Raw genomic sequence first — 25,584 nt, 5'->3', positions numbered from 1 at the left:
ATGCGACACTAGCTCAGCTGGTAGAGCGCAACCTTGCCAAGGTTGAGGTCACGGGTTCGAACCCCGTGTGTCGCTCCAAGTTTCTTACAGAATATCCTCTGTAAGCACCAACACTCCGCAAAGCATGTATCAAGCAGTAATGGATGCAGCGGATCGTTGTCTTTAATGCTGTGAAGCATTATCTCCGGGCATACTCTAGCCCAAACACAATCAGAACATTGTTTGCACTTATTACGTAATTGCAGTAGCTTTATCGCTGTTTTTTGGTGTTTTTCAACAGAGTTATCCACAAAGTATTGCTTGTGGGTAAAGCCGTTGATGAATATCAGAAGATGTGATGTTACTCAGAGTTATTTGTGCGGATGTTGCTCAGTGGAAAACTCATGCTTGTGTATGAATTTGTTCTTAATTGATTGTTTTGAATTGTATTTTTCTTTGTAAAAGTCGTTTTTTCAAACGTTTATCCCCAGCTTTATCACCTTTCGTGATTTCTATCTGAGTTTATTCACAGAGTGTGTTTAACTTTGTGTGTGTGCACCGTTTTATGGCGTACTGAAAAGGTTTTCCACATTTCGCAGCAGAAGTGAATCTAGGTCTTGTTCTTGCATGGATTTAGCCCAGACTAAAAGGTGGTAGCGCACTGTACCTGTTGCTAAGCATCCCGGGGTAACCCTTTTTTCACGATTCTTACCAGCCGTTTTGTCGATGCAGGCAAGACATCTATTGCGTTTTCATTGCGGCGCTTGATTTGTTGTTCCAGTGCCCAGTCAAGATGCTGATCAAGCATAGCAGAGAATCCTTTGGCCGATTCCAGAAGTTCAACAATCTCGGGGTCATAAGGAGCATTTCCCATTGCCACAGATAGGTTCCTGCGCCATTTTTCATGGCCTATGCGGCGAATCGCTGACCCTTCAGTCTCTCGTAAAAAAGTGGCTTCATCCCAACCGAACAGTACTTTTAAAGGTCGCTGGACCAGACTGTTCCGGCTATAGAAATCAGGTTCAGTGGTGAGCTCTGCTTCCCTGTTGTAAGGGCAAACTAACTGGCAGTCATCGCATCCATAGATACGGTTGCCTATGGCTTTGCGAAATGCTTCTGGTATTTCCCCATCCAGCTCTATCGTCAGGTAAGAGATGCAACGTCTTGCGTCGACAACGGTTTCATCCACAATGGCACCTGTCGGGCAGGAGGTCATACAGGCAACACATTTACCGCAATTCCCCTGTGACGGTTCATCTACCGGCAGAGGAAGATCAATCAGTAACTCGCCGAGAAAAAACCAGGAGCCGACGTCTTGACTTAAAAGCAGTGAATGTTTGCCTGTCCAGCCGAGCCCGGCTTTCTCTGCCAATGGACGTTCCAGCACAGGAGCAGAGTCGACAAACGGGCGATAACCAAATTTCCCCACTTCCTCTTCAATGCGCTGCGCCAGCTTTTTCAGCCGGTTGCGGATGAGCTTATGGTAGTCACGCCCCAGGGCGTAACGACTGATATAGGCAAGGGAAGGGTTGTCCAGTGTTTTGGCAAATCCGGCATCTGGCGGCAGGTAATTCATCCGTGCGCTGATCACGCGCACAGTGCCTTCTACCAGTTCTTGAGGACGTGCGCGCATCATACCATGGCGCGCCATCCAATCCATTTCACCGTGATAGCCGTTATCCAGCCAGCGTTGTAATTGTTCTTCGTGCTGACGAAGATCGACATCGGTGATCCCAATATGCTGAAATCCTAGTTCACGTCCCCATTGCCTGATATTTTCAGCAAGTTGGGTTAAATTGATCGACGATAAAGATCGAGATTCAGACATAAGATCACAAGAGAAACCGAAGATGAGCGCAAGTCTACCACACTCGCTTTACCGATCGGATCAGGTCAGAAATGGAGAGCGCAAGATCGCAGCGGATCTTGGTGTTGAAATGTACAGCCTGATGGAGCGGGCGGGTCAGGCTGCGTTTAATGCGTTGCGAACCCGATATCCTGATGTCAAAAATATCCTGGTTTGTTGTGGCAGCGGCAACAACGGCGGTGATGGGTATGTGATCGCAAGGCTGGCAAAAGAAGCTGGGCTTTCCGTTACACTTTGGTCGTTGGCTGATCCGTTAAAACTTCAGGGGGATGCGCTCACTGCACAACAGAAGTTCACGGCTGCCGGTGGTGTAATCCACCAAGGGACAACGCCCTGTGGCGGGTTTGATGTCATCGTTGATGCTCTGTTTGGGACAGGACTCTGCCGCGAGGTATCTGGGAAATACCTGTCGGCCATAGAGTCCATTAACCGGACCCATTGTCCGGTGATCGCTGTCGATCTTCCCAGTGGCCTTAATGCTGATACCGGGCGCATTTGGGGTGATGCGGTTGTGGCAGATCTTACAGTCAGCTTTGTAGCTCTCAAACAGGGGCTTTTCACCGGCAAGGCACGCGATTGTTGTGGTGATATTCACTATGATGGGCTGGGTATTGGTGAAGAATTTGCCGTGCATATCCCATGTTCCGCTAAACTGCTGGATAACCAGCGTGCGGCGAGGCTTGAACCGGTAAGAGGGCGAAGCGCACATAAAGGCAATGCTGGCAGGGTGCTTTGTATTGGCGGCCAGCGTGGTATGGGCGGGGCCATCACCCTTTGTGGGCAGGCAACCCTGCGTGTTGGTGCCGGGTTAGTCGCGGTGTTAACTGACGAGAGCCATGTTCCGGCCTTACTTGTACGCCAGCCCGAATTAATGACCCGCTGGTGGCACGAAAGTGAGGGGCTGGCTCCTTTGAATGCCCACCTGGAATGGGCGGATGTGATTGCTGTCGGACCGGGGTTGGGGTCGTCGAGTTGGGCCAGACAACTCTTTGGGCAAGCGGTGATATCAGGGAAACCCCTGGTGGTTGATGCCGATGCGTTGCATGTATTGGCGGCAAGCCCTGCGTACTCTGACAATTGGATTTTGACGCCGCATCCGGGAGAGGCTGCAAATTTATTGCGTTGTTGTGTAACAGACATTGAACGTGATCGTTTTTCTGCCGTCAAAGAGATACAGAAACGTTATGGTGGCGTGGTGGTGCTTAAAGGTGCGGGTACAATCGTTTATGATGGCAGCGAAGTAAATATCGTGGCAGCAGGCAATCCTGGTATGGCGAGTGGAGGCATGGGGGATGTGTTGACCGGCGTGATTGCAGGGTGCGTGGCACAGACCCGGTCGCTGACACAAGCCGCTATTTTTGGCGCGTATTTACACAGTGCTGCGGCCGACGTTGCCGCACGGCAAGGAGAGCGTGGCCTGTTGGCCAGTGATTTGCTTCCTTGGCTTGGAAAAACAATAAAACAAATACAGCAGTGAAGACTGAGTGCTTCCGCAGATAAAGCAGTGAGAAACATGACACAGACTTTTATGACTGAGCTTGCTGACGAGCAGGCAACAGTCGCCTTTGGCGCGGCTATTGCAGCGGCATGTGCGCAGCAAACCACTATTTATCTTCATGGCGATCTGGGCGCCGGGAAGACCACGTTTTCACGCGGCTTTATTCAATCTTTGGGCCATCGGGGGAACGTAAAAAGCCCCACCTACACCTTGGTCGAACCCTATCAGTTAGAGAGCTGGCAGGTTTACCATTTTGATTTGTATCGACTGGCCGATCCGGAAGAGTTGGAATTTATGGGAATCCGGGATTACTTCACGCCTGACGCGCTTTGTCTGGTGGAATGGCCCGAGAAAGGGAAAGGCCTGTTGCCGCAGCCAGATCTCAATATCACACTGACATACAACGAGAAACAACGATCAGTGCAGGTCAATGCCAACACACCTGTTGGTGAAGCGCTGCTTGCAAAACTGGAGTGGAAATAACCTATGCTTTGGCGAGGCGTGTTATTAGGGGTGATGGGGTGGCTTGGGACGGCGTTTTCTGCATGGGCTAATGTACTGGAGAATATGCGTATCTGGCCAGCGCCGCATGAAACGCGGGTAGTGGTGGATCTGGCTGAAGCGCCTTCTTATACCTATTTCACGCTGACCAAGCCTGATCGTTTGGTGGTGGATTTGAAGAACACCACCATGGCGATAACACTGCCAAAAAATGTCAGTGACAGCAAAATACTGACGAAGATCCGCAACAGTAATCCACCCGACAACAAGACATCCCGTCTGGTATTTGAGCTGAAAGACAAAAGTGTTCCTCGCCTGTTTCCCCTTGCTCCCAGTGAAGAGTATGGCCACCGACTGGTGATTGATATCCCACACAGCGATACTGCTGCGACCATGACACCGGTTAAGCCTGCGGCAGCAGCAGAAGCGCAGGCTGCATTGCCGTTTGGAACCGATGACATCATCATTGCAATCGACCCTGGTCACGGTGGTAATGATCCCGGCGCAGTTGGCCCCCGGCGCAAGTATGAAAAGCATGTGACATTGGCGATTTCCCGTCAGGTTGCCGCCAAGATTAATGCAATACCGGGTATGAAAGCGGTACTGACACGTAACGGTGATTACTTTGTCGACCTTAACAAGCGTTCTGAGATTGCGAGAAAGCAAGGTGCGCATCTGCTGGTGTCTATCCATGCCGATGGTTTCCACAAACCGCAACCACACGGTGCATCAGTTTGGGTGTTGTCCCGCCGTCGTGCCAACAGTGAAATAGGTCGCTGGATTGAGAGACACGAAGAGCAATCCAACCTGCTGGGTGGCGGGGCGCTGCTTAACGATAACCGAGACGAATACCTGAGCCGTGCCGTGCTGGATCTCCAGTTCAGCAACTCCCAGAAAGAAGGTTATGATGTTGCTGTCCGCGTGTTAAAAGAAATCGGCAAAGTCACCAAACTTCATAAATCCAGCCCTGAACATGCCAGTTTGGCGGTGCTGAAATCACCGGATATTCCTTCTCTGTTGGTCGAAGCTGGCTTTATTACCAACCCTCAGGAAGAGAAATTGCTGCTGAGCACCAGCCACCAGAACAAGATTGCTAACGCGGTTTACAAAGGTGTGTTGAGCTATTTTGAAGCGTTTCCGCCGGATGGTACTTTGATGGCCGCCCGTAAAAACGGCATTAAGCACAAGGTGACATCCGGTCAGTCGTTGTCCGTCATCGCGAAAAAATACGGCAGCTCAATCTCCGCCATCAAAGCGGCAAATGGTCTGAAGTCCGACACGTTAAACGTGGGGCAGGTGCTGACTGTACCGAATGTCAATATTAGTGCCCTGGTGTCCACATCACCGGGTAGCAGTTCAATACCTGCCAGTGCAGGCGTGACAGTAACGCACACCGTGAAGCGCGGTGAGTTTCTTGGCAAGATTGCCCAGAAGTATGATGTGTCTGTGTCGAGTATCCGAAGCGCCAACAAACTGCGTTCGGATGAGCTTGCGATTGGCCAGAAACTGAAAATTGTGGGCGTGAAACCCAAGGACAAGCAACACAAAGTGAAACGCGGAGAATATCTGGGTAAAATCGCCAGCAATTATGGCGTCTCTGTCGACAGTATCCGTCGTGCCAATAAATTGCGTTCAGACGAACTGGCTATTGGCCAGACCTTGATCATTCCCGGGAGCTAAGCATGGCAATTCAAATCTTACCTGCCCGTCTGGCAAACCAGATTGCGGCGGGCGAAGTGGTTGAAAGGCCGGCATCTGTGGTCAAAGAGCTTGTTGAAAACAGCATTGATGCGGGGGCGACCCGCATTGATATTGATATCGAAAAAGGTGGCAGCAAGCTTATCCGTATCCGGGATAATGGCTCGGGCATTGCCAAAGAAGAGCTTGAGCTGGCACTCAGCCGGCATGCGACCTCCAAAATTACCTGTCTGGATGACCTGGAAGCGATCATCAGCCTTGGCTTTCGTGGTGAAGCGCTGGCGAGTATCAGCTCGGTCTCGCGCCTGACTCTGACATCCCGCACAGTAACCCAGTCTGAAGCCTGGTCGGCCTATGCTGAAGGGCGAGATATGGCGGTGAAGGTCAAGCCTGCGGCGCATCCGGTTGGTACCACCGTTGAGGTGGTGGACTTATTTTTTAATACACCTGCCCGACGCAAGTTCCTGCGCACGGATAAAACCGAATTTGGCCACATTGATGAGCTGCTCAAACGCATTGCACTCAGCCGTTTTGATGTCGCCATTACCCTTCGCCACAATGGTGCCATTGTCCGCCAGTACCGGGCGGCAACCAACGATGTACAGCGTGAAAAGCGTCTGGCAGCGGTGTGTGGCCCCCAGTTTGTCAAAACCGCGGTGGAAGTCAGCCTTGAGCACCAGGGTTTAACCCTGCAAGGCTGGATCTGTACTCCGGAAGGGGCGCGGGCGCAAAACGATATCCAGCACTGCTTTGTGAACAAGCGGATGATGAAGGATAAGCTCATTAACCATGCCATCCGTCAGGGGTATGAAGCGTCCCTTCGTCCTGATCAGTTTGCAGCTTATGTGCTGTATATTGATATTGACCCACACCAGGTCGATGTGAATGTGCATCCCGCCAAGCACGAAGTCCGTTTTCATCAGGCACGTCTGGTGCATGACTTTATCTATCAGGCGGTAGCTGACGCCCTGATGCAGGTGACAGCGGAACCGGAACCTATTTCCGCTTTGAATTTTGCCGACAACGAAACAGCAGGTCACCCAGCCCAGCAAGCTGTTGAAGGGGACGAAGGCGTCAAAGACACTGCCTATTCCAATTATCCCGGGCAGGCGGAATACTCAGAGTGGCGGCCGCAAGCGTCCGGGCAGCCAGCCCGGGCATCTGGCTTTAGTCAGTCGTCAGCGGGTAGATCAAGTGGTGGCAGTAGTGGTCAGCGTTGTGACTTCCTGAGTGGCAGCGCACCGTCCCGTCGCGAGCAAAACGTGTATCAATCGTTGATGACAACGCCAGTCGTGCCTGATCCTGTCAGAGAGATCGCGGAAGCGTCAGCTGTCTTCACACCTTCCACGCCCCAAGCGCCGGTGTCAACAGGTCATGCTGCACAGGGACTCGGCAAGGCGTTAACGGTCGTAAACGCGAAATACCTGTTGTTGCAACGTGAGGAAGGCATTGCCTTACTGGATCTTGATGCGGCCGCGTATCTGTCGGTTTTGGGGACGTTTCGCCAGGCAGGGCTGGAAGAAGGTTTGAAAGCCCAACCCCTGTTAATCCCTCAGGCATTGCCCGCATCAGCTGAAGAGCTGGAACTGGTTGCCTTGCATGAACCGTTGCTTCAGCAATTTGGGATTTTGCTTCGCAAGAAATCAGCGTCTCAGGTGATGGTGATGGCAGTCTGTCAACCTTTCCGTCATCACAACTTGCAGCAATTCATTCCGGCATTAATGGCTTTTTTAACCCGTTCAGGGAAGAAGCTTGATGTGTCCTCGCTTTCAACATGGCTGACAGGACAGGCAGTGCAAAAAACCGATGTCTACAGCTTGTCGCAATCCGTTACACTGCTCACTGAGTTAGAAAATTGCTGGCAGGGTGCGCTGGCAGAACATTATTCCGTCTTGCTGCGTCCGGTTGACGTGGCGGCGGCTATAGAAGCGTTTAATCATGATTAAGCCATTGCCCAAGGCAATATTTTTAATGGGGCCGACAGCCTCAGGGAAAACCGACTTGGCGATTGCGCTGAGAAAACAATTTCCCGTTGATATAATCAGTGTGGACAGCGCTTTGATCTATCGGGGCATGGATATCGGTACAGCCAAGCCGACAGCGGAAGAGCTGGCGCTGGCGCCACACCGGTTAATTGATATCCGTGATCCGTCAGAAGCCTATTCGGCGGCGGATTTTCGTGCTGATGCGTTACGCGAAATGGAACAGATCGTTGCAAAAGGGAGAATCCCCCTTTTGGTGGGTGGTACCATGCTTTATTTCAAAGCATTATTGGAAGGCCTGTCGCCATTGCCACCCGCAGACCCAGTGATCCGCGCTAAAATTGAGCAGGAAGCAAAGGAGCGTGGTTGGCAGGCGCTGCACGAAGCGTTGTGCAAAGTAGACCCTGTCGCAGGAGCGAGGATTCACCCGAATGATCCTCAACGATTGTCGAGAGCGCTGGAAGTTTTTCGTATTTCGGGTAAAACTCTCACTGAGTTGACCGAAACTAAAGGTGAACCCTTGCCATATGAGGTTCATCAGTTTGCTATAGCCCCTAAGGAAAGGGGAGATCTGCATCGCCGAATCGAGTTACGTTTCCACAAAATGATGGAAGCCGGCTTCGAGAAGGAGGTCCGTGCATTGTTTGATCGTGGCGATCTGAACCCGGATATGCCATCGATACGTTGCGTCGGGTACCGACAGATGTGGGATTATTTGGCGGGTAGCTGCTCGCTTGACGATGCAGTTTATCGCGGTGTGTGCGCAACCCGTCAGTTGGCCAAACGTCAGATCACCTGGCTTCGCAGCTGGGATAATCTGACGTGGCTTGATAGCGACGATGCCGGGCTATCGTTACAAACAGTCACAAAGTGTCTGATCTGATCCGGGAAGAGACAGGTATACTCTGTGCTGTTGTAAGCGGCGTTGTTGATCTTTTTGTTGCTACTACAACTACAAACCAATAAGGAAAATTAAAAATGGCTAAGGGGCAATCTCTACAAGACCCATTTCTGAATGCACTGCGTCGTGAACGAGTACCGGTTTCTATTTATTTGGTAAACGGTATTAAACTTCAGGGCCAGATTGAGTCTTTTGATCAGTTTGTGATCCTGTTGAAAAACACAGTCAACCAAATGGTTTACAAGCACGCGATTTCTACTGTGGTGCCCGCGCGTCCAGTGAACCACCATCACACCAGCTCTGAGCGTTCGCCTACCGAACGTCAGCAAGAAAAAACTGAGGAGTAACAATCCCTTGGTAAGGAGTTGATCGCTTGTTTGACCGTTACGAAGCCGGTGAACAGGCTGTTTTAGTTCATATCAACTTCACCCAGGAAGGCGAATGGGAAGATCTCAGCGAATTTGAAATGCTGGTATCGTCAGCGGGGGTTAGCAGGCTGCAAACTATTACAGGCAGCAGGCAAGCCCCGCATTCCAAATACTTCGTCGGTGAAGGTAAAGCCCTCGAGATTGCAGATGTCGTCCGGATGACTGGGGCAGATATTGTGATCTTCAACCATGCGCTTTCTCCTGCGCAGGAACGAAACCTCGAGCGTTTAGTCAAATGCCGGGTGCTCGATCGCACCGGTCTGATCCTAGATATCTTTGCCCAGCGGGCCCGTACCCATGAAGGTAAATTACAGGTCGAGTTGGCGCAGCTCCGCCACCTTTCAACCCGACTCGTTCGTGGTTGGACGCACTTAGAGCGTCAGAAGGGCGGGATTGGTCTGCGTGGTCCGGGTGAAACCCAGCTGGAAACAGACCGTCGTTTACTGCGTGATCGTGTTAAAGCTATTCTGCGTAGACTTGAGAAAGTCTCCAAACAACGGGAACAGGGCCGACGGGCACGAAGCCGTGCTGAAGTTCCTACTGTGTCATTGGTAGGATACACCAATGCCGGAAAGTCCACGCTCTTCAACCGCATTACCGAGGCAGGGGTGTACGCCGCAGACCAGTTGTTTGCAACACTGGATCCGACGCTGCGCAAGATTGAGGTCGAGGACGTAGGTGACACTATCCTGGCCGATACGGTCGGCTTTATCCGTCATCTGCCACATGACTTGGTTGCTGCATTTAAGGCAACGTTGCAGGAGACGCAGGAAGCAACGTTACTGTTGCATGTGGTGGATGCCAGTGATGACCGTTTCCGTGAGAACATTGACGCGGTCAATGTGGTGCTGGAAGAGATCGACGCGCACGAAGTACCGATGCTGCTGGTGATGAACAAAATCGACAATATGGAAGATACAACGCCACGTATCGAACGTGATGAAGACGGACTTCCTCGTATTGTCTGGGTGTCAGCACTGGCAGATCAGGGCATAGATCTTCTTTTTGAGGCACTGACCGAGAGGCTGGCAGGGACTATGGTAAGCTACCGCTTACGTATTCCGCCTGCGGCTATTGGCAGAATGCACAGTAAATTCTGTCAGTTGCGGTGTATCACGCACGAAGAATACGAGCAGGATGGACATTTGCTGGTCGATGTGCGGCTGCCTCAAACTGACTGGTTGAGGTTGAAAAAACGGGAAGGCAGTGAGTTAGGTGACTTTATCGTCAACTGACAGACTGTTACAGTATAAAAACTATCGTCATATCATACTGATGGAGTGCTCTAATGGCGTGGAATGAGCCAGGAAATAATGGCGGTCAGGACAAAGACCCGTGGGGGAACCGCGGGGGTCGTGACCAAGGGCCGCCAGACCTCGACGAGGTATTTGGCAAGCTGAGCCGCAAACTGAGCGGATTATTTGGCGGCAAAGGGCCGTCTTTTGGTGGCGGCAGTGTCGCTGGTTTGGGCGTCATTGCCGTGGTGGGTGCAGTTATCTGGGGTGTATCAGGCTTTTACACTATCGGTGAAGCGGAGCGTGGTGTTGTATTGCGTTTCGGTGAATACGACCGCATCGTACAACCAGGCCTGAACTGGAAACCGACGTTTATCGATGAGGTGACACCGGTAAACGTGCAGGCAATCCGTTCGTTGCGTGGCTCCGGTGATATGCTGACCAAAGATGAAAACGTCGTGCGCGTTGAAATGGACGTGCAGTATCGTGTGGCTGATCCGGAGAAATATCTGTTCTCGGTCACTAACGCGGATGACAGTCTGCGTCAGGCCACGGACTCCGCATTGCGTGCGGTGATCGGTGATGCAGTGATGGACCAAATCCTGACCTCGGGCCGTCAGGAAATTCGTGAACGCACGGAAGTGGAAATCAACCGCATTGTAGATCGTTATGACATGGGTCTGCTGGTGGTCGACGTAAACTTTGACACTGCCCGTCCGCCAGAGCAGGTGAAAGATGCATTCGATGACGCTATCGCAGCGCGAGAGGATGAAGAGCGTTTTATCCGTGAAGCGGAAGCCTATCGTAATGACATCTTGCCCAAAGCAACCGGTCGTGCTGAGCGTCTGAAAAAAGAAGCCTTGGGTTATAAAGAGAAAACAGTTAATGAGGCACAAGGTGACGTTGCACAGTTTGAGAAACTGTTACCGGAGTATTTAGCTGCGCCGGAAGTTACGCGTAACCGTTTGTATCTTGAGACGATGGAAAAGGTGTTCGGCAATACCAGTAAGGTGTTGATTGATTCTCAGGAAGGGAGCAACAACTTGCTTTACTTGCCTTTGGATAAACTGATGAGCCAGTCTCCAGCACAGCGCAATGTTTCATCGGACAGCAACAGTGCCGCAGGCTATGGCATTGAGTTGGAGCGTGCTACCCAGCCCGCCTTACCGAACGTCAATACCCGTCAGTCGACCACGCGTCAGGGGAGATATTAATTATGCGTAAATTATTAATTCCTCTCATCATCGTATCGATCGTTGTCGGCCTGATGTCAGTCTTCGTGGTGAAAGAAGGTGAGCGTGGTATTGTGATCCGCTTCGGCCGGGTTTTGAAAACCGATGACGATATGGCGCGTATCTACGGGCCGGGCCTGCAATTCAAAGTGCCACTGTTTGATCGTGTTAAGTTACTGGATGCACGTATCCAGACCATGGATGATCAGTCAGATCGCTTCGTCACGTCTGAGAAAAAAGACGTCATCATCGACTCTTACGTGAAATGGCGCATTAAAGACTTCGGACAGTACTACCTCACCACCGGCGGCGGTAACCGTCTAACTGCTGAAGCGCTGTTACAGCGTAAAGTGGCGGATGGCCTGCGTGCAGAAATCGGTTCAAAGACCATCAAAGAGATTGTGTCTGAGAAGCGTGAACAGGTGATGGCTGATGTACTGGCTGAACTTCAGGAAGGTGCGAACGATATTGGTATCGAAGTGATTGACCTTCGTATCAAGAAGATCAACCTGCCGGATGAGATCAGCGAATCGATTTATGCACGTATGCGTGCAGAACGTGAAACTGTCGCTCGTCGTCACCGTTCACAAGGGCGTGAGAAAGCGGAAGTTATTCGCGCCCAGGCTGAGCTGGAAGTGGCTACTGTGCTGGCGGAAGCGGAAAAAACCGCACGTGTGACGCGTGGTGAAGCGGACGCAGAAGTGGCAAAAATCTATGCAGACACCTTTAACAAAGCGCCAGAGTTTTATCACTTCCTGCGCTCGTTGCAAGCGTATGAGAAAAGCTTTAACAATAAGGGTGATATCATGGTGGTTGACCCGAACAGTGAGTTCTTCCAGTACATGAAAGAGCCAAAACTGAAGGTTAACTGATCCTGATTTGATGGCAGAATGGAAAAGACAAGGCATGCTGCCTTGTCTTTTTTTTATCCAAACAGAATGAGAGAAAAAAATGGGTAAGTCGATATGGCTCGCTATCGGGCTGGTATTGGTTGTTGAGGGACTGGGGCCGATGCTGGTGCCACAAAAATGGCGGGAAATGATAAGTGAAATGAGCCTATTACCTGATGCTACCCTACGCCGGATTGGTGGATGTTTAGTCGTTGCAGGCGCAGTGATCGCATATATGATGTGGCCGTCCAAGTAAATCGAAAGAGCAAAAAACTGTGACACCCCATTAGCCATAAACAGGACGGCGCTCAAAAAATGACTGCATCCTTCAAACGATGGTGCTAGAATCCCGTTTTAATCATCAACTGACTGGAAAAGATGAGTAATAACGTAGTCGTTCTTGGCACCCAGTGGGGTGACGAAGGTAAGGGTAAAATTGTCGATTTGTTGACTGAAGACGCTCAGTACGTCGTCCGTTACCAAGGTGGTCACAACGCAGGTCACACCCTTGTCATTGACGGTGAGAAAACCGTTCTGCACTTGATTCCTTCTGGTATTCTTCGCAACAACGTGAAATGTATCATCGGCAACGGTGTCGTGCTTTCCCCTGATGCCCTGATGAAAGAAATGGGTGAACTGGAAGCACGGGGTATTCCTGTTCGTGAGCGCCTGTTCCTGTCAGAAGCTTGTCCGCTAATTCTTCCTTATCATGTCGCACTGGACATGGCGCGTGAGAAAGCACGCGGTGCGAAAGCTATCGGTACTACCGGTCGCGGCATCGGTCCTGCGTATGAAGACAAAGTTGCCCGTCGCGGTCTGCGTGTTGGTGACCTGTTCGATAAAGAAGCGTTTGCCGAGAAGCTTAAAGAAGTGATGGAGCTGCACAACTTCCAGTTGGAGCATTTCTACAAAGCTGAGCCAGTAAGCTATGAAGAGACGCTGGCAAAAGTGATGGAGCAAGCGGACATCTTGACCAGCATGGTTATCGATGTCACCCAGGAGCTGGACGATGCACGTCAGCGTGGTGACAAGATCATGTTTGAAGGCGCGCAGGGCACGCTGCTGGATATCGACCACGGCACTTACCCATACGTGACTTCCTCGAACACCACTGCTGGTGGCGTTGCAGTAGGTTCTGGTTTTGGTCCACGTCATCTGGGTTACATCTTGGGCATTGCGAAAGCTTACTGCACCCGTGTTGGTTCCGGTCCTTTCCCGACTGAGCTGTACGACGGTAAGGACAAGCAGGATCCTGTGGGTAAACACCTTGGTGAGGTGGGCCATGAGTTTGGAGCGACCACTGGACGCTTGCGCCGTACTGGCTGGTTTGATGCCGTGGCGATGCGCCGTGCAATCCAGATCAACTCTATTTCTGGTTTCTGCCTGACCAAGCTGGATGTGCTGGATGGTCTGGAAGAAATCAAGATCTGTACTGGCTATCAGAAAGCAGACGGTACCATCCTGACTGTTTCGCCAATGGCTGCAGACGATTACGAAAACATCACGCCAATCTATGAAACTGTGCCGGGCTGGAGTGAAAACACCTTCGGTGCCAAGTCGATTGAAGAGTTGCCTCAGGCAGCGTTGGACTACATCAAGCGCATCGAAGAGTTGACTGGCGTGCCTGTAGACATCATTTCTACCGGCCCAGATCGTAACGAAACCATCATTAAGGTGCACCCTTTCGCATCTTAACCGGTTATCGTTGAGAAGAAACCAGCCTTCATCAGGGCTGGTTTTTTTTTGCCCGGTTGCACTTATACTGAGAATATCAGGTAAGGGAAATTTTTCGCCGGGAAAAGATAAAGTTCGGCAAATCCTTGCCGATATAAGTTAGGCAAACACACAGTCTCAGATAACCCTTGAATAGTAGGAAGGCATGAAGCTGCGTACTTTATTTATATCCATGATGCTAGCCAGCCCTTTTGCGAAAGCAGAAATTGGCCCGGCTCTTCCTGTGTATGAAGAGTCGCAACTGATCCGTCTGTTTGAGACCAATCGCCATCTTAACAAAGTCAAACAAGATGATTGCCAGCTCCTGCAGGATATCGAAGCCCGAGCTATCCGCGTCGAATCCCCGGCTTATCAGTTTCTTTATGGTGATATGTTGGCATGGGGTGTGTGTGTCGACAGAGATGTCGAGACAGGGGTGTATTATATGCAGGTCGCCGCACAGCAGGGATTACCAGCTGCACTGGAGCAGCTTGGGCGTTACTATGCGAAAGGCACTTTGGTGCAGCAGGATAAAGAACGCGCGATTCCGTATCTCCGAGAGGCTGCTTCATTGGGGAATACCCATGCACGGTTACAGTTGGCAGAGTTGCTGGTGGCAGATCACGGTAGCCCGCTTGACTACGAAGATGCCTACCGCTGGCTATATCACACCATCACCGCAGACCCATCGACCCATAACCGTATTGCTTTATTACGCCAGGCGCTTGAAAACAAAATGCCGCGCAATGTTATTGCACGTGCCAAGCGGCGTGATACTTACTGGTAGTATACTGTTTTCGATAACATCAAAAATGCCCGCATTTCGCGGGCATTTTGCATGAAAGGGAAGGCAATTAAATCACCTTATGTGGGCCAAAGCACTCGTAGAAAATACGGTCTTTGTCTACGCCTGCATCAATCAACTGTTTGGCGACAAACTGCATGAAGCCAACAGGGCCGCACAGGTAGAATTCGCGGGTTGCATCTTCGGTTAGCCCTTCCACTTTGCTCACGTCTAGCAGGCCAGTATGGTCAAACTGTTCACCTGGCAGGTCAGTGCTTGAAGGTTCGCGGTACCATACGTCACGGCGCGCATTGCCATGCGCTTTAAGCAGTGAATCAATGTGCTCACCAAATGCATGGTGGCTGGCGTTTTCTGCTGCATGTAACCAGTTGATCTGTGCACCGTGCTGACCCGACACAGATTCCAGTATTGACAGCATCGGTGTTAAACCGACACCGGCAGAAATCAAGGCTATCGGTGTGTGCTTCTCTGATTTGAAGAAGAAGTCACCGGTTGGTGGTGCCAGTTCGACGGTATCACCCACATTCAGGTGATCGTGCAGGTAGTTGGATACCGTGCCCTGAGGTTCACGTTTCACAGAGATACGGTAAGTGTTGCCATTTGGTGCCGCTGACAGGCTGTATTGGCGGATTTCCTGGTTTGCGAATTGCTCAGGCTTGAGGTAAATACCGATATACTGTCCAGGCTCGAAACCAGTCACTGGTTTACCGTCAACAGGCTCGAAAACAAAACTGGTAATCACCTCGCTTTCGGGGGTTTTGCTGATCAGCTTAAAAGTACGGGTGCCACGCCATCCACCTTCTGATGCTTCATTTTGCTGATAGATTTCTTCTTCACGGTTGATGAAAACCTGAGCCAGTACACCATAGGCTTCAGCCCATGCATCCAGCACTTCCTGGCCTGGTGAAAACAGCTCATCAATCGTCGCCAGTAAGTGGCCACCGACGATGGAGTACATGTCTGCTGTGATATTAAAGCTTGCGTGTTTCTGCGCGATTTTTTCCACAACAGGCAGCAACGCTGGCAAGTTATCAATGTTTGCCGCATAGCCATAAACCGCATTAAACAGTGCTTCACGTTGTGCCCCCGTGAACTGATTGCTCATATTAAAGATGTCTTTCAGTTCGGGGTTGTGGCTGAACATACGAGTATAAAAATGCTCGGTCAGCTTAGTGCCTGTCTCAGCAAGTAATGGTGCCGTCGATTTTACAATTTCAATGGTTTTTTCGTTGAGCATAGTGTGACCTAATTATGATTTTAAAGTGACATCTAAAATACATGTTATAAGTTGTATCTGAAATGAATGTTTAGATCAACCCCTATTTGCCTGATGGAGCGCCTAAAGGGGAATACGCAAAACAGAAATAAAAGAAAATCAGAGAGTACGCGCCTTTTGTCTCAGATAAAGGTACAATACATGCAAGGAGATTTGAAAACGTGCAATTAACCAGCTTTACGGATTATGGCCTTCGGGCGCTCATGTATCTGGCTATGCTGCCTCCCGGAGAATTGACCAGCATTACTGTGGTCACTGAGAAGTATGGGGTTTCCCGCAATCATATGGTCAAAATAATACACCGTATGAGTCAGGCCGGCTTTGTAGAAGCCGTACGGGGAAAGAACGGGGGGATCCGACTCGGCAAGCCAGCGGAATTGATAGTCATTGGCGATGTGATACGTTCACTGGAGCCACTGCAGCTCGTCAACTGCGCACCACAAAACTGCCATATCACGCCTGCCTGTCGACTGAAAACTGCGATTGCGAAAGCGTTGACGGCATTTCTTGCCGAGATGGATAAATACACACTTCATGACATGGTGTCAGGCAATGATGACCTGCAGCACCTTCTCATCCCTGTTCGCCCGCACTGATCCTCACCATGTGAGATAGCTTGCTAATTTTTACTGGCAATGCTTGCGGGCACCCAATTTCTTTATATTTAAGCGATATACTTGATAAGCCAATGTCGCTAACGGGAATCTTATATGTCTCAAGACAAACATCTACACAGCAACGACCCTTTTCTGGGGCGTGAAGCAGAAAAATATGACAATCCTGTGCCGAGCCGTGAACATCTTCTCACTGTGATCAAAGGGTTTACCACACCGGTTAGCCGTGACCAGCTCTTTGAAGTGCTGGGCCTGCGCAGCGATGAAGAATACGAAGGTTTGCGCCGCCGCCTGCGTGCGATGGAGCGCGATGGCCAGCTGATTTTCACCCGTCGTCAGTGCTATGCCCTGCCAGAACGTCTGGATTTGGTGAAAGGCACCGTGATTGGCCACCGTGACGGCTTTGGCTTCCTACGTCCGGAAGGTAAAGGGAACCGGGAAGACTGGCTGCTGCCACACCACCAGATGAAACAGGTCATGCACGGTGACTTCATTCTGGCCCAACCTGCCGGTACCGATAAACGTGGCCGCAAAGAAGCCCGCGTTGTGCGCGTACTGGAAGAGCGCAAAGGGCAGATTGTTGGCCGTTATTTTGTGGAAAATGGCATGGGTTTTGTCGTGCCGGATGACTCCCGCCTTGGCCAGGATATTGTTATCCCGCAGGACGAGCGCAAAGGCGCGCGTATGGGCAATGTGGTGGTGGTTGAGATCCTCCAGCGCCCGACCCGTCAATACAATCCGGTTGGCCGCGTGGTGGAGGTGCTGGGTGAGAACATGGCACCGGGCATGGAAATCGAAATTGCCCTGCGCACCCACAATATCCCACACGTGTGGCCGCAGGACGTAGAAAAGCAAGTCAAAAGCTTTACCGAACAGGTGCCGGAAGAAGCCAAAAAAGGCCGGGTCGATTTGCGTGACCTGCCATTGGTCACCATTGACGGCGAAGATGCCCGCGACTTTGATGATGCCGTCTTCTGTGAGAAGAAAAAGTCCGGGGGGTGGCGCCTGTATGTCGCGATTGCGGACGTCAGTTACTACGTCCGTCCGGATTCACCGCTCGATAAAGAAGCGGTAAACCGTGGTAACTCGGTCTACTTCCCCTCGCAGGTGATCCCTATGTTGCCGGAAGTGCTGTCTAACGGTTTGTGTTCACTGAACCCGCAGGTCGATCGCCTGTGCATGGTGTGTGAGATGACTATCTCTGAGTCTGGTAAGCTGTCTGGCTACAAGCATTATGAAGCGGTGATGAACTCCCACGCACGCCTCACATACACCAAAGTAGCGGCGATGCTGGAAGGTGATGAGGCGCTTCGCGAACGATATGCACCGCTGGTGCCACACCTTGAAGAGCTAAACCGCATGTATAAAGCGCTCAAAGCAGCGCGTGAGCAGCGTGGTGCGATTGAGTTCGAAACAGTGGAAACCAAGTTCATCTTCAATGCCATGCGCAAGATTGAACGCATTGTGCCGGTTGAGCGCAATGATGCTCACAAGATCATCGAAGAATGTATGATTCTGGCGAACATCGCCTCTGCCCGTTTTGTCGAAAAAGCCAAAGAGCCTGCGCTTTACCGGGTACACGAAGCGCCGGGTGAAGAGCGCCTGACCGGTTTTAAAGATTTTCTCGGTGAGCTTGGGCTGACGCTGGAAGGCGGCCTTGAGCCATCCCCGACCGATTACGCCAAGCTGGCGCATGCGATTGCTGGACGTCCGGATCAGGAGCTGATCCAGACCATGCTGCTGCGCTCCATGAAGCAGGCCGTGTATCAGGCAGATAATGCCGGCCACTTTGGTCTGGCGCTGAAACAGTATGCCCATTTTACCTCGCCAATCCGCCGTTATCCGGATTTGCTGCTGCACCGTGCCATCAAATACCTGATTGCCAAACAGGAAGGGCGCAATACTGATCGCTGGACACCGACCGGCGGCTATCACTACTCCTTCGATGATATGGACGTGATGGGTGAGCAATGTTCGATGACGGAGCGCCGTGCTGACGATGCAACCCGCGATGTGTCAGACTGGCTCAAATGTGAATACATGCAGGATCACGTCGGTGATGTTATGGAAGGCACCATTGCCAACGTGACCGGGTTTGGGTTCTTTGTCCGCCTCAATGATTTGCACATCGATGGGTTGGTACATATCTCAAACCTTGACAACGATTATTACAACTACGACATGGTGCAGCAAAAGCTGGTGGGTGAAAGCTCTGGCCGTGTATTCCGGCTTGGCGATCAGGTGACGGTCAAAGTATTATCCGTCAACCTTGATGAAAGGATGATCGATTTCGAGCTGGAAGGTACAACCCGTAAAGCCCGTGGTGCCGGTAAAACCGCTCGCAATAAAGCCAAGAAAGGCCGTGCGGAGTCAGGTAAGAGCCCAGAGGCAAGACAAGAGCGTATGTCTGTCCGCCAGCAACTGAAACGTGGCGCCATTCCAAAAGCGGAGGGCGACAAAGCGTCAGCGGGTAAGCGTGGCGGCAAAGGCGACAATCCGGCGAGAAAGAAAACCAAGGCGGAAAAGGTGCGCAAGAAAAAAGCGCAGAAAAGTAAACCGGCAAGAACAGGCAAGAAAAATAAGTAACCCATGAGCAATGAAATGATTTACGGCATTCATGCCGTCAAAGCCGTGCTGGATTCAGATCCATCGCGCTTTATTGAGGTCTTCGTACTGAAAGGCCGCCAGGACGAACGCGTGTTGCCTGTGCTGAATGAATTGAGCCGTCTGGGTGTCACCCTACAGGAAATGAGTCGTAAAGCGCTGGACGACAAAGCCAAAGGGGCGTCGCATCAGGGCTTGATTGCCCGGGTGAAACCTGGCCGTCAATACAATGAAAACGATCTTGATGCCATTCTGGATGGTAAAGAGAATCCGTTATTGCTGGTATTGGATGGTGTGACCGATCCGCACAACCTCGGCGCATGTTTGCGTAACGCGGATGCCGCGGGAGTGTGTGCGGTTATTGTACCGAAAGACAAATCAGCACAATTGAATGCCACGGCACGCAAAGTAGCGGTAGGTGCTGCGGAAGTGGTGCCTTTGGTTCGTGTGACCAATCTGGCGCGTACCATGCGCGCACTGCAAGAAAGGGGCATTTGGTTTGTTGGCACGGCGGGAGAAGCGACCCATGACGTGTATGACGCCAAACTGACCGGCCCGTTGGCGATTGTGATGGGCGCAGAAGGTGACGGTATGCGCCGCCTGACCCGTGAAACCTGTGATGACCTGATCAGCATCCCAATGGCAGGCAGCGTCTCCAGTCTGAATGTGTCGGTGGCCACCGGCATCTGCCTGTTTGAAGCGGTGCGCCAGCGGCGCGGGTAACAACGCGAAAACACAAGGTTTTCAACCTCAGCAATGCCCGGTGAATTATTTCTCCGGGCGTTGTGCTTTTTGTTGCTATTAGCGGCGCAATTCTGTACTATCCTGCCTCCAAATTCCCGGTCTTTTACTTTCGTTCCTTGCTTCCGCTGGACGACCGGGCCAAGCGTGGAAGCTGAATAATCCGTAAGGAGCAACCAATGCGTCATTACGAAATCGTATTCATGGTGCACCCTGATCAAAGCGAGCAAGTTGCTGGCATGATCGAGCGTTACACTGGTTCTATCAAAGAGTCAGGTGGTCAGATCCACCGTCTGGAAGACTGGGGCCGCCGTCAACTGGCTTACCCAATCAACAAGCTGCACAAAGCACACTATGTTCTGATGAACGTAGAAGCAGAGCAGTCAGTGATTGACGAGCTGGAAACTGCGTTCCGCTTCAACGATGCAGTGATCCGTAACATGATCATGCGTACCAAAGGCGCTATCACTGAGCCATCTGTAATGATGAAGGCTAAAGAAGAGCGCGCACCACGTCGTGAAGAGCGTGCAGAAGTATCTGTACAATCTGAAGAAGACGAAGCAGCAGCTGAGTAATTGGATTTGATGACCAATCGGATTGAGCTTGCAGGCGTGATTGCCCAAGGCCCAGTTCGGAAACAGAGTCCTGCCGGCATTCCTCATTGTCACTTTGTGATTGAGCACCGTTCGGAACAACAGGAAGCTGGATTGCCAAGGCAAGTCTACTGCCGGTTACCGGTAGTCGTGAGCGGGCAAGGGTCGCAAAGCCAAACACAGCGTTTAGCTTTAGGCAGTAACATTAAGGTGAGTGGATTTCTTGCTTACCAGACCAGCCGAAACGGCACCGGTAAATTAGTGTTGCATGCCGACAACATTATAGACATTTAGATCAGGAGATAAGCCCATGGCACGTTTCTTCCGTCGTCGTAAATTCTGCCGTTTCACTGCAGAAGGCGTACAAGAGATCGACTACAAAGATGTAGCGACTCTGAAAAACTACATCACCGAAGCTGGTAAAATCGTACCTAGCCGTATCACTGGTACCCGTGCTAAGTACCAGCGCCAGCTGGCACGCGCTATCAAGCGTTCACGTTACCTGGCTCTGCTGCCATACACTGACAAGCATCAGTAATCGGCCACTGTCCAAGTTAATAGAGGAATAGATAATGCAAGTTATTCTGCTTGATAAAATCGCTAACCTGGGTGGTCTGGGTGATCAGGTAACTGTTAAGTCTGGTTACGCGCGTAACTTCCTTATCCCACAAGGTAAGGCAGTAATGGCAACGAAAGCTAACATCGAGCACTTCGAAGCACGTCGTGCAGATCTGGAAGCAAAAGTTGCTGAAGCACTGGCTGCTGCACAAGCACGTGCAGAGAAAGTCGCTGCTCTGGAAGTGGTAGAAATCGTTTCTAAAGCGGGTGACGAAGGTAAACTGTTCGGTTCTATCGGTACCCGTGACATCGCTGACGCTGTAACTGCAGCGGGCGTTGAAGTAGCGAAGAGCGAAGTTCGCCTGCCTGCAGGTGCACTGCGTAACACTGGTGAATACGAAATCAGCCTGCAACTGCACTCTGAAGTATTCGCGACTGTTAAGCTGAACGTTGTTGCTGAGTAATTCAGACACACCGTCGCTTTGAAGAAACCGGCCTTTGGGCCGGTTTTTTGTGCGTGGACCGGCACCTAGAACTTATAGAGCATATTCACGGTAAAAATTGAATCAAGGTTCTTAAGGCCTGGCGGCACTTCACTGATGTACTTTTTTGTGGTGGAAAGCTTGATCGCAAGGTCATCTATCAAGCTGGTGGACACCGATACGCGTGCTTCAAAACTGGTATTACTGGGGCCACTGATGGCGGTAATACGCCCTTCAAACAATGCGGACTTCGTCATTTGCCAAGACAACTCGGCTTGACCACGAAGGATCGCTTCCTTCACGTCATAGGGCAGGATCAGATCCGTACTTTTTATTTTATCAAGGTTAGGTGTCTGGTAGCGGTAACCTGGGCCGATTTCGAGCAATAAAGATAAGTCTTCCTGCCAGATAGCTTGGTAACCCAACCCGGCTGCCATCGTCAAATCTTTGAAATAAGGGCCGTATTTGTCGTCCAGAAAGCTGACGTTACCCCATATATAGCGCGTGGGGTCAAATTTGTAGTTGGCCTGACTTTCGAACTCGCTCTTGCGCTTATCCTCTACACCGCCTTTTTCAACCAGCAAGAACTTGGCGTCGGACGAGTGCCGATAACGCCCTTCCGTATAGTTGACACCCAATCGGCTATTGATGGTCATTGAATCTGAGTTGCCTGAGAGCGCCTGAAAGCCGAGCTCAACTTCTGATTGCCAAGGGTCAGACGTGTTAGCGCTTGCACAAAGGGGGAGTGCCATCAGATAAAAAAGAGACGGTTTCAGTAGTGATGACGCCATTGATATTACCATTGCCACAGCAGAAGCCACATTTTATCTGAATCTCCTCGCCTTTCGTCAGCAAGACGTGAAATTATCAAACAAAAGGTTAACAAGACCCTACCGATAGTTATTCTCCAGATGTTCTGGGTATAATGTCGGTCGAATCGACAAGGTAATAGGTAATATGGCAGAGCAACGCAGCAAGCAATTCAACTCCAGCAAACCCAAAGATCGTCAAGTGGATGCCCTGAAAGTGCCACCGCATTCTCTGGAGGCTGAACAGTCTGTATTGGGCGGCCTGATGCTCGACAATGAGCGTTGGGACAGCGTAGCGGAAAAAGTGGTCGCTGCTGACTTTTACAGTCGTCCCCACCGCCTGATTTTTGAAAGCACCAAGCAGCTGTTGGATGCGGGTATGCCACTTGACCTGATTACCCTTTCGGAGCACCTTGAAAAGCACAGCCAGCTTGAGGATGTGGGTGGCTTTGCGTATCTGGCAGAGCTGGCGAAGAACACCCCCAGTGCAGCAAATATTGTCGCGTATGCCGATATCGTCCGTGAGCGTGCTATGGTGCGTAACCTTATCAGCGTGGCAAACGAAATTGCTGATGCAGGGTATGAACCGGATGGTCGCACCTCTGAAGACCTGCTCGACATGGCAGAAAGTAAAGTCTTCGCTATCGCCGAATCACGGACCTCTGAAAATGAAGGGCCACAAAGCATCGACAATGTATTGTCGAAAACCCTTGAGCGTATCGAGCTCCTGTTTAAGTCACCACAAGATGGTGTAACCGGTGTGTCGACTGGTTTTACTGACCTGAACAAGAAGACGGCTGGCCTGCAAGGCTCAGACCTCATCATCGTCGCTGCCCGTCCTTCCATGGGTAAAACCACGTTTGCGATGAACCTGTGTGAAAACGCGGCCATGGATCAGGAAAAGCCCGTACTGATCTTCTCGTTGGAGATGCCTGCTGAACAATTGATGATGCGTATGCTGGCGTCGCTTTCCCGCGTTGACCAGACTAAGATCCGTACCGGTCAGCTGGATGACGAAGACTGGGCACGCATTTCGTCGACCATGGGGATTCTGATGCAGAAGAAGAACATGTACATCGACGACAGCTCAGGCCTTACACCAACCGAAGTGCGCTCCCGGGCCCGTCGTGTGGCGCGTGAGCACGGTGGACTTTCCATGATCATGGTTGACTATCTCCAGCTGATGCGTGTGCCTGGCCTGCAGGATAACCGTACTCTTGAGATCGCCGAGATCAGCCGCTCGCTCAAGGCGCTGGCAAAAGAATTGAATGTGCCTGTTGTGGCACTGTCGCAGCTTAACCGTTCGTTGGAGCAACGTGCTGACAAACGTCCGGTTAACTCTGACTTACGTGAATCAGGCGCCATCGAGCAGGACGCTGACCTTATCATGTTTATTTACCGTGATGAGGTGTACAACCCAGAAAGCCCGTTGAAAGGAATCGCGGAAATCATCATTGGTAAGCAGCGTAACGGCCCGATCGGCAGTGTACGCCTGACCTTCCAGGGACAATATTCTCGCTTCGACAACTACGCGGGCCCCGCATTTGATGAAGAATAACCGCGAGGTGTTATGAAAGCGGCAACTGCAGTCATCCATATGGCTGCCTTAAACCACAATATTGAGATTATCCGCGCGATGGCGCCTAACAGCCGGACCTGGGCGGCGATCAAAGCCAATGGGTATGGACATGGGCTTCTGCCGGTGGCAAAAGCGCTTTCTACCCAGACGGATGGCTTTGGCGTTGCCCGTCTGGAAGAAGCGGTCAGCCTCCGTAAAGGTGGGATTGAGAATCCTATCCTATTGCTGGAAGGGTTTTTCTCGTGGGCAGATTTGCCAGCTCTGGAAGCGCATAACCTGCAAACCGCAGTGCATTGTATTGAGCAACTGGAAGCTCTGGAAAAAGCGACTCTCAGGCAGCCGTTACATGTGTGGCTGAAAATTGACACCGGTATGCACCGGTTGGGTGTGCGTCCGGAACATGTCTCAGAGTTTATAGAACGCCTGAATGCCAGCCCTAATGTTGCCAAGCCGCTGAATTTCATGAGTCATTTTGGCTGTGCCGATGAATTGGACAAACCAGTGACCCCGCAGCAAATTGCATTGTTTAATGAACTCACCGTTAGTCAGCCGGGGTATAAATCCCTAGCCGCCTCTTCCGGTAGTCTGATGTGGCCGGATAGCCATTTTGATTTCGTTCGCCCAGGTATCAGCTTGTATGGGATTTCCCCTGTGGCGGCGCGGTGCGGTCAAGACTTTGGCTTGAAACCTGCAATGACGATGACGTCCAGCCTGATTGCGGTGCGGGAGGTCAAAAAAGGCGAAGCCGTGGGTTATAGTGGTCGTTGGGTGGCAGAGCGAGATACCCAACTGGGTGTGGTGGCAATCGGCTATGGTGATGGCTATCCACGTGTTGCGCCGGATGGCACGCCTGTACTGGTGAATGGCCGGCGGGTGCCGTTGGCAGGGCGTGTTTCAATGGACATGATCACGGTCGACCTGGGGCCCGATTCAACAGATAGCGTTGGTGATGAAGTGATCATGTGGGGTGAAGGGCTTCCGGTTGAAGAAATCGCCCGTCATGTCGGTACCATTGGTTATGAGCTTGTCACTAACCTCACATCCCGTGTCCACATTGTTTATCAATAATGAAACTGAAAGCCGCAATCCAGGTTGCGGCTTTAGTGATTTTATTCCCCTTGAATGGTCACAACGACCCGACGTGATCCTCCACAATCGCGGTGTTCACCGAGATAAATACCTTGCCAGGTGCCGAGCGCCAACCGGCCCTTGCTGATAGGGATTGTCAAACTGGCACCCAACAATGATGCCTTGATGTGTGCAGGCATATCGTCGTCACCTTCATAGGTATGGCGGTAATACGGGGCGCACTCAGGCACAAACTGGTTGAAATGGGCTTCCATATCACTGCGCACGGTCGGATCGGCGTTTTCATTCAATGTCAGGCTTGCCGATGTATGTTGGATAAACAGGCTCATCAGTCCCACATCCAAGCGTTGAATCTCAGGTAATTGCTGAACCACTTCATCCGTAATGAGATGAAAACCTCGAGCACGGGAGCGAAGGCTAATGGTTTTTTGTATCCACATTTAAAACAACCTGCATTGTCATTATTGAGTAGAGTGCGTATTGCTGTGATTCCTGTCGGTTAAAGGAGGG

Annotated in this window: 25 protein-coding genes and 1 tRNA gene; 22 read left to right on the top strand and 4 right to left on the bottom strand. The window is 51.2% G+C overall.

Annotated features, from left to right (window positions below; genetic code table 11):
- Positions 1 to 2: 2 nt before the first annotated feature.
- A tRNA-Gly gene (locus VHA_RS11090) sits at positions 3 to 78 on the top strand.
- Between the two features lie 574 nt (positions 79 to 652).
- Here VHA_RS11090 and queG read toward each other — a convergent pair.
- Complete coding sequence (queG, locus tag VHA_RS11085; protein ID WP_147280903.1) at positions 653 to 1,780, bottom strand: tRNA epoxyqueuosine(34) reductase QueG; 1,128 nt, start codon at positions 1,778 to 1,780, stop codon at positions 653 to 655.
- 49 nt (positions 1,781 to 1,829) lie between these two features.
- Between queG and VHA_RS11080 the strand changes: the two genes are divergently transcribed.
- The 12 genes from VHA_RS11080 (at position 1,830) to motX (ending at position 14,711) form a co-directional block, all read left to right on the top strand.
- Positions 1,830 to 3,323, top strand: a complete 1,494-nt coding sequence (locus tag VHA_RS11080) for a bifunctional ADP-dependent NAD(P)H-hydrate dehydratase/NAD(P)H-hydrate epimerase (RefSeq protein WP_040528662.1) — start codon at positions 1,830 to 1,832, stop codon at positions 3,321 to 3,323.
- Between the two features lie 36 nt (positions 3,324 to 3,359).
- Complete coding sequence (tsaE, locus tag VHA_RS11075; RefSeq protein ID WP_005504261.1) at positions 3,360 to 3,827, top strand: tRNA (adenosine(37)-N6)-threonylcarbamoyltransferase complex ATPase subunit type 1 TsaE; 468 nt, start codon at positions 3,360 to 3,362, stop codon at positions 3,825 to 3,827.
- A 3-nt stretch (positions 3,828 to 3,830) separates the two neighbouring features.
- Positions 3,831 to 5,525 (top strand): N-acetylmuramoyl-L-alanine amidase, encoded by a 1,695-nt coding sequence (locus VHA_RS11070; protein ID WP_005504260.1) that lies wholly within the window; start codon positions 3,831 to 3,833, stop codon positions 5,523 to 5,525.
- 2 nt (positions 5,526 to 5,527) lie between these two features.
- Positions 5,528 to 7,489: a DNA mismatch repair endonuclease MutL gene (gene mutL / locus VHA_RS11065; protein ID WP_005504259.1), complete on the top strand. Its 1,962-nt coding sequence runs from the start codon at positions 5,528 to 5,530 to the stop codon at positions 7,487 to 7,489.
- On the top strand, positions 7,482 to 8,408 hold the full coding sequence (gene miaA, locus VHA_RS11060; RefSeq protein ID WP_040528661.1) for a tRNA (adenosine(37)-N6)-dimethylallyltransferase MiaA: 927 nt from the start codon (positions 7,482 to 7,484) through the stop codon (positions 8,406 to 8,408). Before mutL ends, miaA begins: the two co-directional genes overlap by 8 nt.
- 95 nt (positions 8,409 to 8,503) lie before the next feature.
- Entirely contained in the window at positions 8,504 to 8,773 is a 270-nt protein-coding gene (hfq, locus tag VHA_RS11055; RefSeq protein ID WP_005504257.1) for an RNA chaperone Hfq, read from the top strand.
- A 26-nt stretch (positions 8,774 to 8,799) separates the two neighbouring features.
- Positions 8,800 to 10,089 (top strand): ribosome rescue GTPase HflX, encoded by a 1,290-nt coding sequence (gene hflX, locus VHA_RS11050; RefSeq protein ID WP_005504252.1) that lies wholly within the window; start codon positions 8,800 to 8,802, stop codon positions 10,087 to 10,089.
- Positions 10,090 to 10,142: 53 nt separating this feature from the next.
- Positions 10,143 to 11,303 carry an FtsH protease activity modulator HflK gene (gene hflK, locus VHA_RS11045; protein ID WP_005504249.1) on the top strand — a complete coding sequence of 387 codons (1,161 nt, stop codon included), beginning with the start codon at positions 10,143 to 10,145 and terminating at the stop codon, positions 11,301 to 11,303.
- Positions 11,304 to 11,305: 2 nt separating this feature from the next.
- Positions 11,306 to 12,193, top strand: coding sequence for a protease modulator HflC (hflC, locus tag VHA_RS11040; RefSeq protein WP_005504246.1), 888 nt, complete (start codon positions 11,306 to 11,308; stop codon positions 12,191 to 12,193).
- 79 nt (positions 12,194 to 12,272) lie between these two features.
- A complete protein-coding gene (locus VHA_RS11035; protein ID WP_005504244.1) occupies positions 12,273 to 12,467 on the top strand; it encodes a DUF2065 domain-containing protein in 195 nt (64 codons plus the stop codon).
- Between the two features lie 122 nt (positions 12,468 to 12,589).
- On the top strand, positions 12,590 to 13,906 hold the full coding sequence (locus tag VHA_RS11030; protein WP_005504243.1) for an adenylosuccinate synthase: 1,317 nt from the start codon (positions 12,590 to 12,592) through the stop codon (positions 13,904 to 13,906).
- 184 nt (positions 13,907 to 14,090) lie between these two features.
- Positions 14,091 to 14,711, top strand: coding sequence for a flagellar protein MotX (motX, locus tag VHA_RS11025; RefSeq protein WP_005504241.1), 621 nt, complete (start codon positions 14,091 to 14,093; stop codon positions 14,709 to 14,711).
- A gap of 67 nt (positions 14,712 to 14,778) precedes the next feature.
- On the opposite strand, the gene hmpA is transcribed toward motX, so the two are convergent.
- Positions 14,779 to 15,966, bottom strand: a complete 1,188-nt coding sequence (hmpA, locus tag VHA_RS11020) for an NO-inducible flavohemoprotein (protein ID WP_005504239.1) — start codon at positions 15,964 to 15,966, stop codon at positions 14,779 to 14,781.
- A 200-nt stretch (positions 15,967 to 16,166) separates the two neighbouring features.
- Here hmpA and nsrR point away from each other — a divergent pair, with 200 nt between their 5' ends.
- The 7 genes from nsrR (at position 16,167) to rplI (ending at position 21,579) form a co-directional block, all read left to right on the top strand.
- Positions 16,167 to 16,601, top strand: a complete 435-nt coding sequence (nsrR, locus tag VHA_RS11015; RefSeq protein ID WP_005504237.1) for a nitric oxide-sensing transcriptional repressor NsrR — start codon at positions 16,167 to 16,169, stop codon at positions 16,599 to 16,601.
- 114 nt (positions 16,602 to 16,715) lie between these two features.
- Positions 16,716 to 19,205, top strand: coding sequence for a ribonuclease R (gene rnr / locus VHA_RS11010; protein WP_005504235.1), 2,490 nt, complete (start codon positions 16,716 to 16,718; stop codon positions 19,203 to 19,205).
- Between the two features lie 3 nt (positions 19,206 to 19,208).
- On the top strand, positions 19,209 to 19,946 hold the full coding sequence (gene rlmB, locus VHA_RS11005; protein ID WP_005504233.1) for a 23S rRNA (guanosine(2251)-2'-O)-methyltransferase RlmB: 738 nt from the start codon (positions 19,209 to 19,211) through the stop codon (positions 19,944 to 19,946).
- A 197-nt stretch (positions 19,947 to 20,143) separates the two neighbouring features.
- Positions 20,144 to 20,539, top strand: a complete 396-nt coding sequence (gene rpsF / locus VHA_RS11000) for a 30S ribosomal protein S6 (RefSeq protein ID WP_005504231.1) — start codon at positions 20,144 to 20,146, stop codon at positions 20,537 to 20,539.
- Between the two features lie 9 nt (positions 20,540 to 20,548).
- Entirely contained in the window at positions 20,549 to 20,851 is a 303-nt protein-coding gene (gene priB / locus VHA_RS10995) for a primosomal replication protein N (protein ID WP_005504229.1), read from the top strand.
- A 16-nt stretch (positions 20,852 to 20,867) separates the two neighbouring features.
- On the top strand, positions 20,868 to 21,095 hold the full coding sequence (gene rpsR / locus VHA_RS10990) for a 30S ribosomal protein S18 (protein WP_002539422.1): 228 nt from the start codon (positions 20,868 to 20,870) through the stop codon (positions 21,093 to 21,095).
- Positions 21,096 to 21,129: 34 nt separating this feature from the next.
- The gene (rplI, locus tag VHA_RS10985; RefSeq protein WP_005504228.1) at positions 21,130 to 21,579 is read left to right on the top strand and encodes a 50S ribosomal protein L9; all 450 of its coding nucleotides are present in this window, start codon (positions 21,130 to 21,132) and stop codon (positions 21,577 to 21,579) included.
- 65 nt (positions 21,580 to 21,644) lie between these two features.
- On the opposite strand, the gene VHA_RS10980 is transcribed toward rplI, so the two are convergent.
- On the bottom strand, positions 21,645 to 22,388 hold the full coding sequence (locus tag VHA_RS10980; RefSeq protein WP_005504227.1) for a DUF481 domain-containing protein: 744 nt from the start codon (positions 22,386 to 22,388) through the stop codon (positions 21,645 to 21,647).
- A 166-nt stretch (positions 22,389 to 22,554) separates the two neighbouring features.
- Here VHA_RS10980 and VHA_RS10975 point away from each other — a divergent pair, with 166 nt between their 5' ends.
- Both VHA_RS10975 and alr read left to right on the top strand, forming a co-directional pair.
- Positions 22,555 to 23,964, top strand: a complete 1,410-nt coding sequence (locus tag VHA_RS10975) for a replicative DNA helicase (RefSeq protein ID WP_005504226.1) — start codon at positions 22,555 to 22,557, stop codon at positions 23,962 to 23,964.
- A 12-nt stretch (positions 23,965 to 23,976) separates the two neighbouring features.
- On the top strand, positions 23,977 to 25,053 hold the full coding sequence (gene alr / locus VHA_RS10970) for an alanine racemase (protein ID WP_005504221.1): 1,077 nt from the start codon (positions 23,977 to 23,979) through the stop codon (positions 25,051 to 25,053).
- A 41-nt stretch (positions 25,054 to 25,094) separates the two neighbouring features.
- Here alr and VHA_RS10965 read toward each other — a convergent pair whose 3' ends face one another.
- Entirely contained in the window at positions 25,095 to 25,514 is a 420-nt protein-coding gene (locus VHA_RS10965) for a secondary thiamine-phosphate synthase enzyme YjbQ (protein WP_040528657.1), read from the bottom strand.
- Positions 25,515 to 25,584: the final 70 nt, after the last annotated feature.

It is taken from the genome of Grimontia hollisae CIP 101886, assembly GCF_000176515.1.
Taxonomy (GTDB): domain Bacteria; phylum Pseudomonadota; class Gammaproteobacteria; order Enterobacterales; family Vibrionaceae; genus Enterovibrio; species Enterovibrio hollisae.
This window is presented reverse-complemented; position numbering and strand designations above follow the sequence as displayed.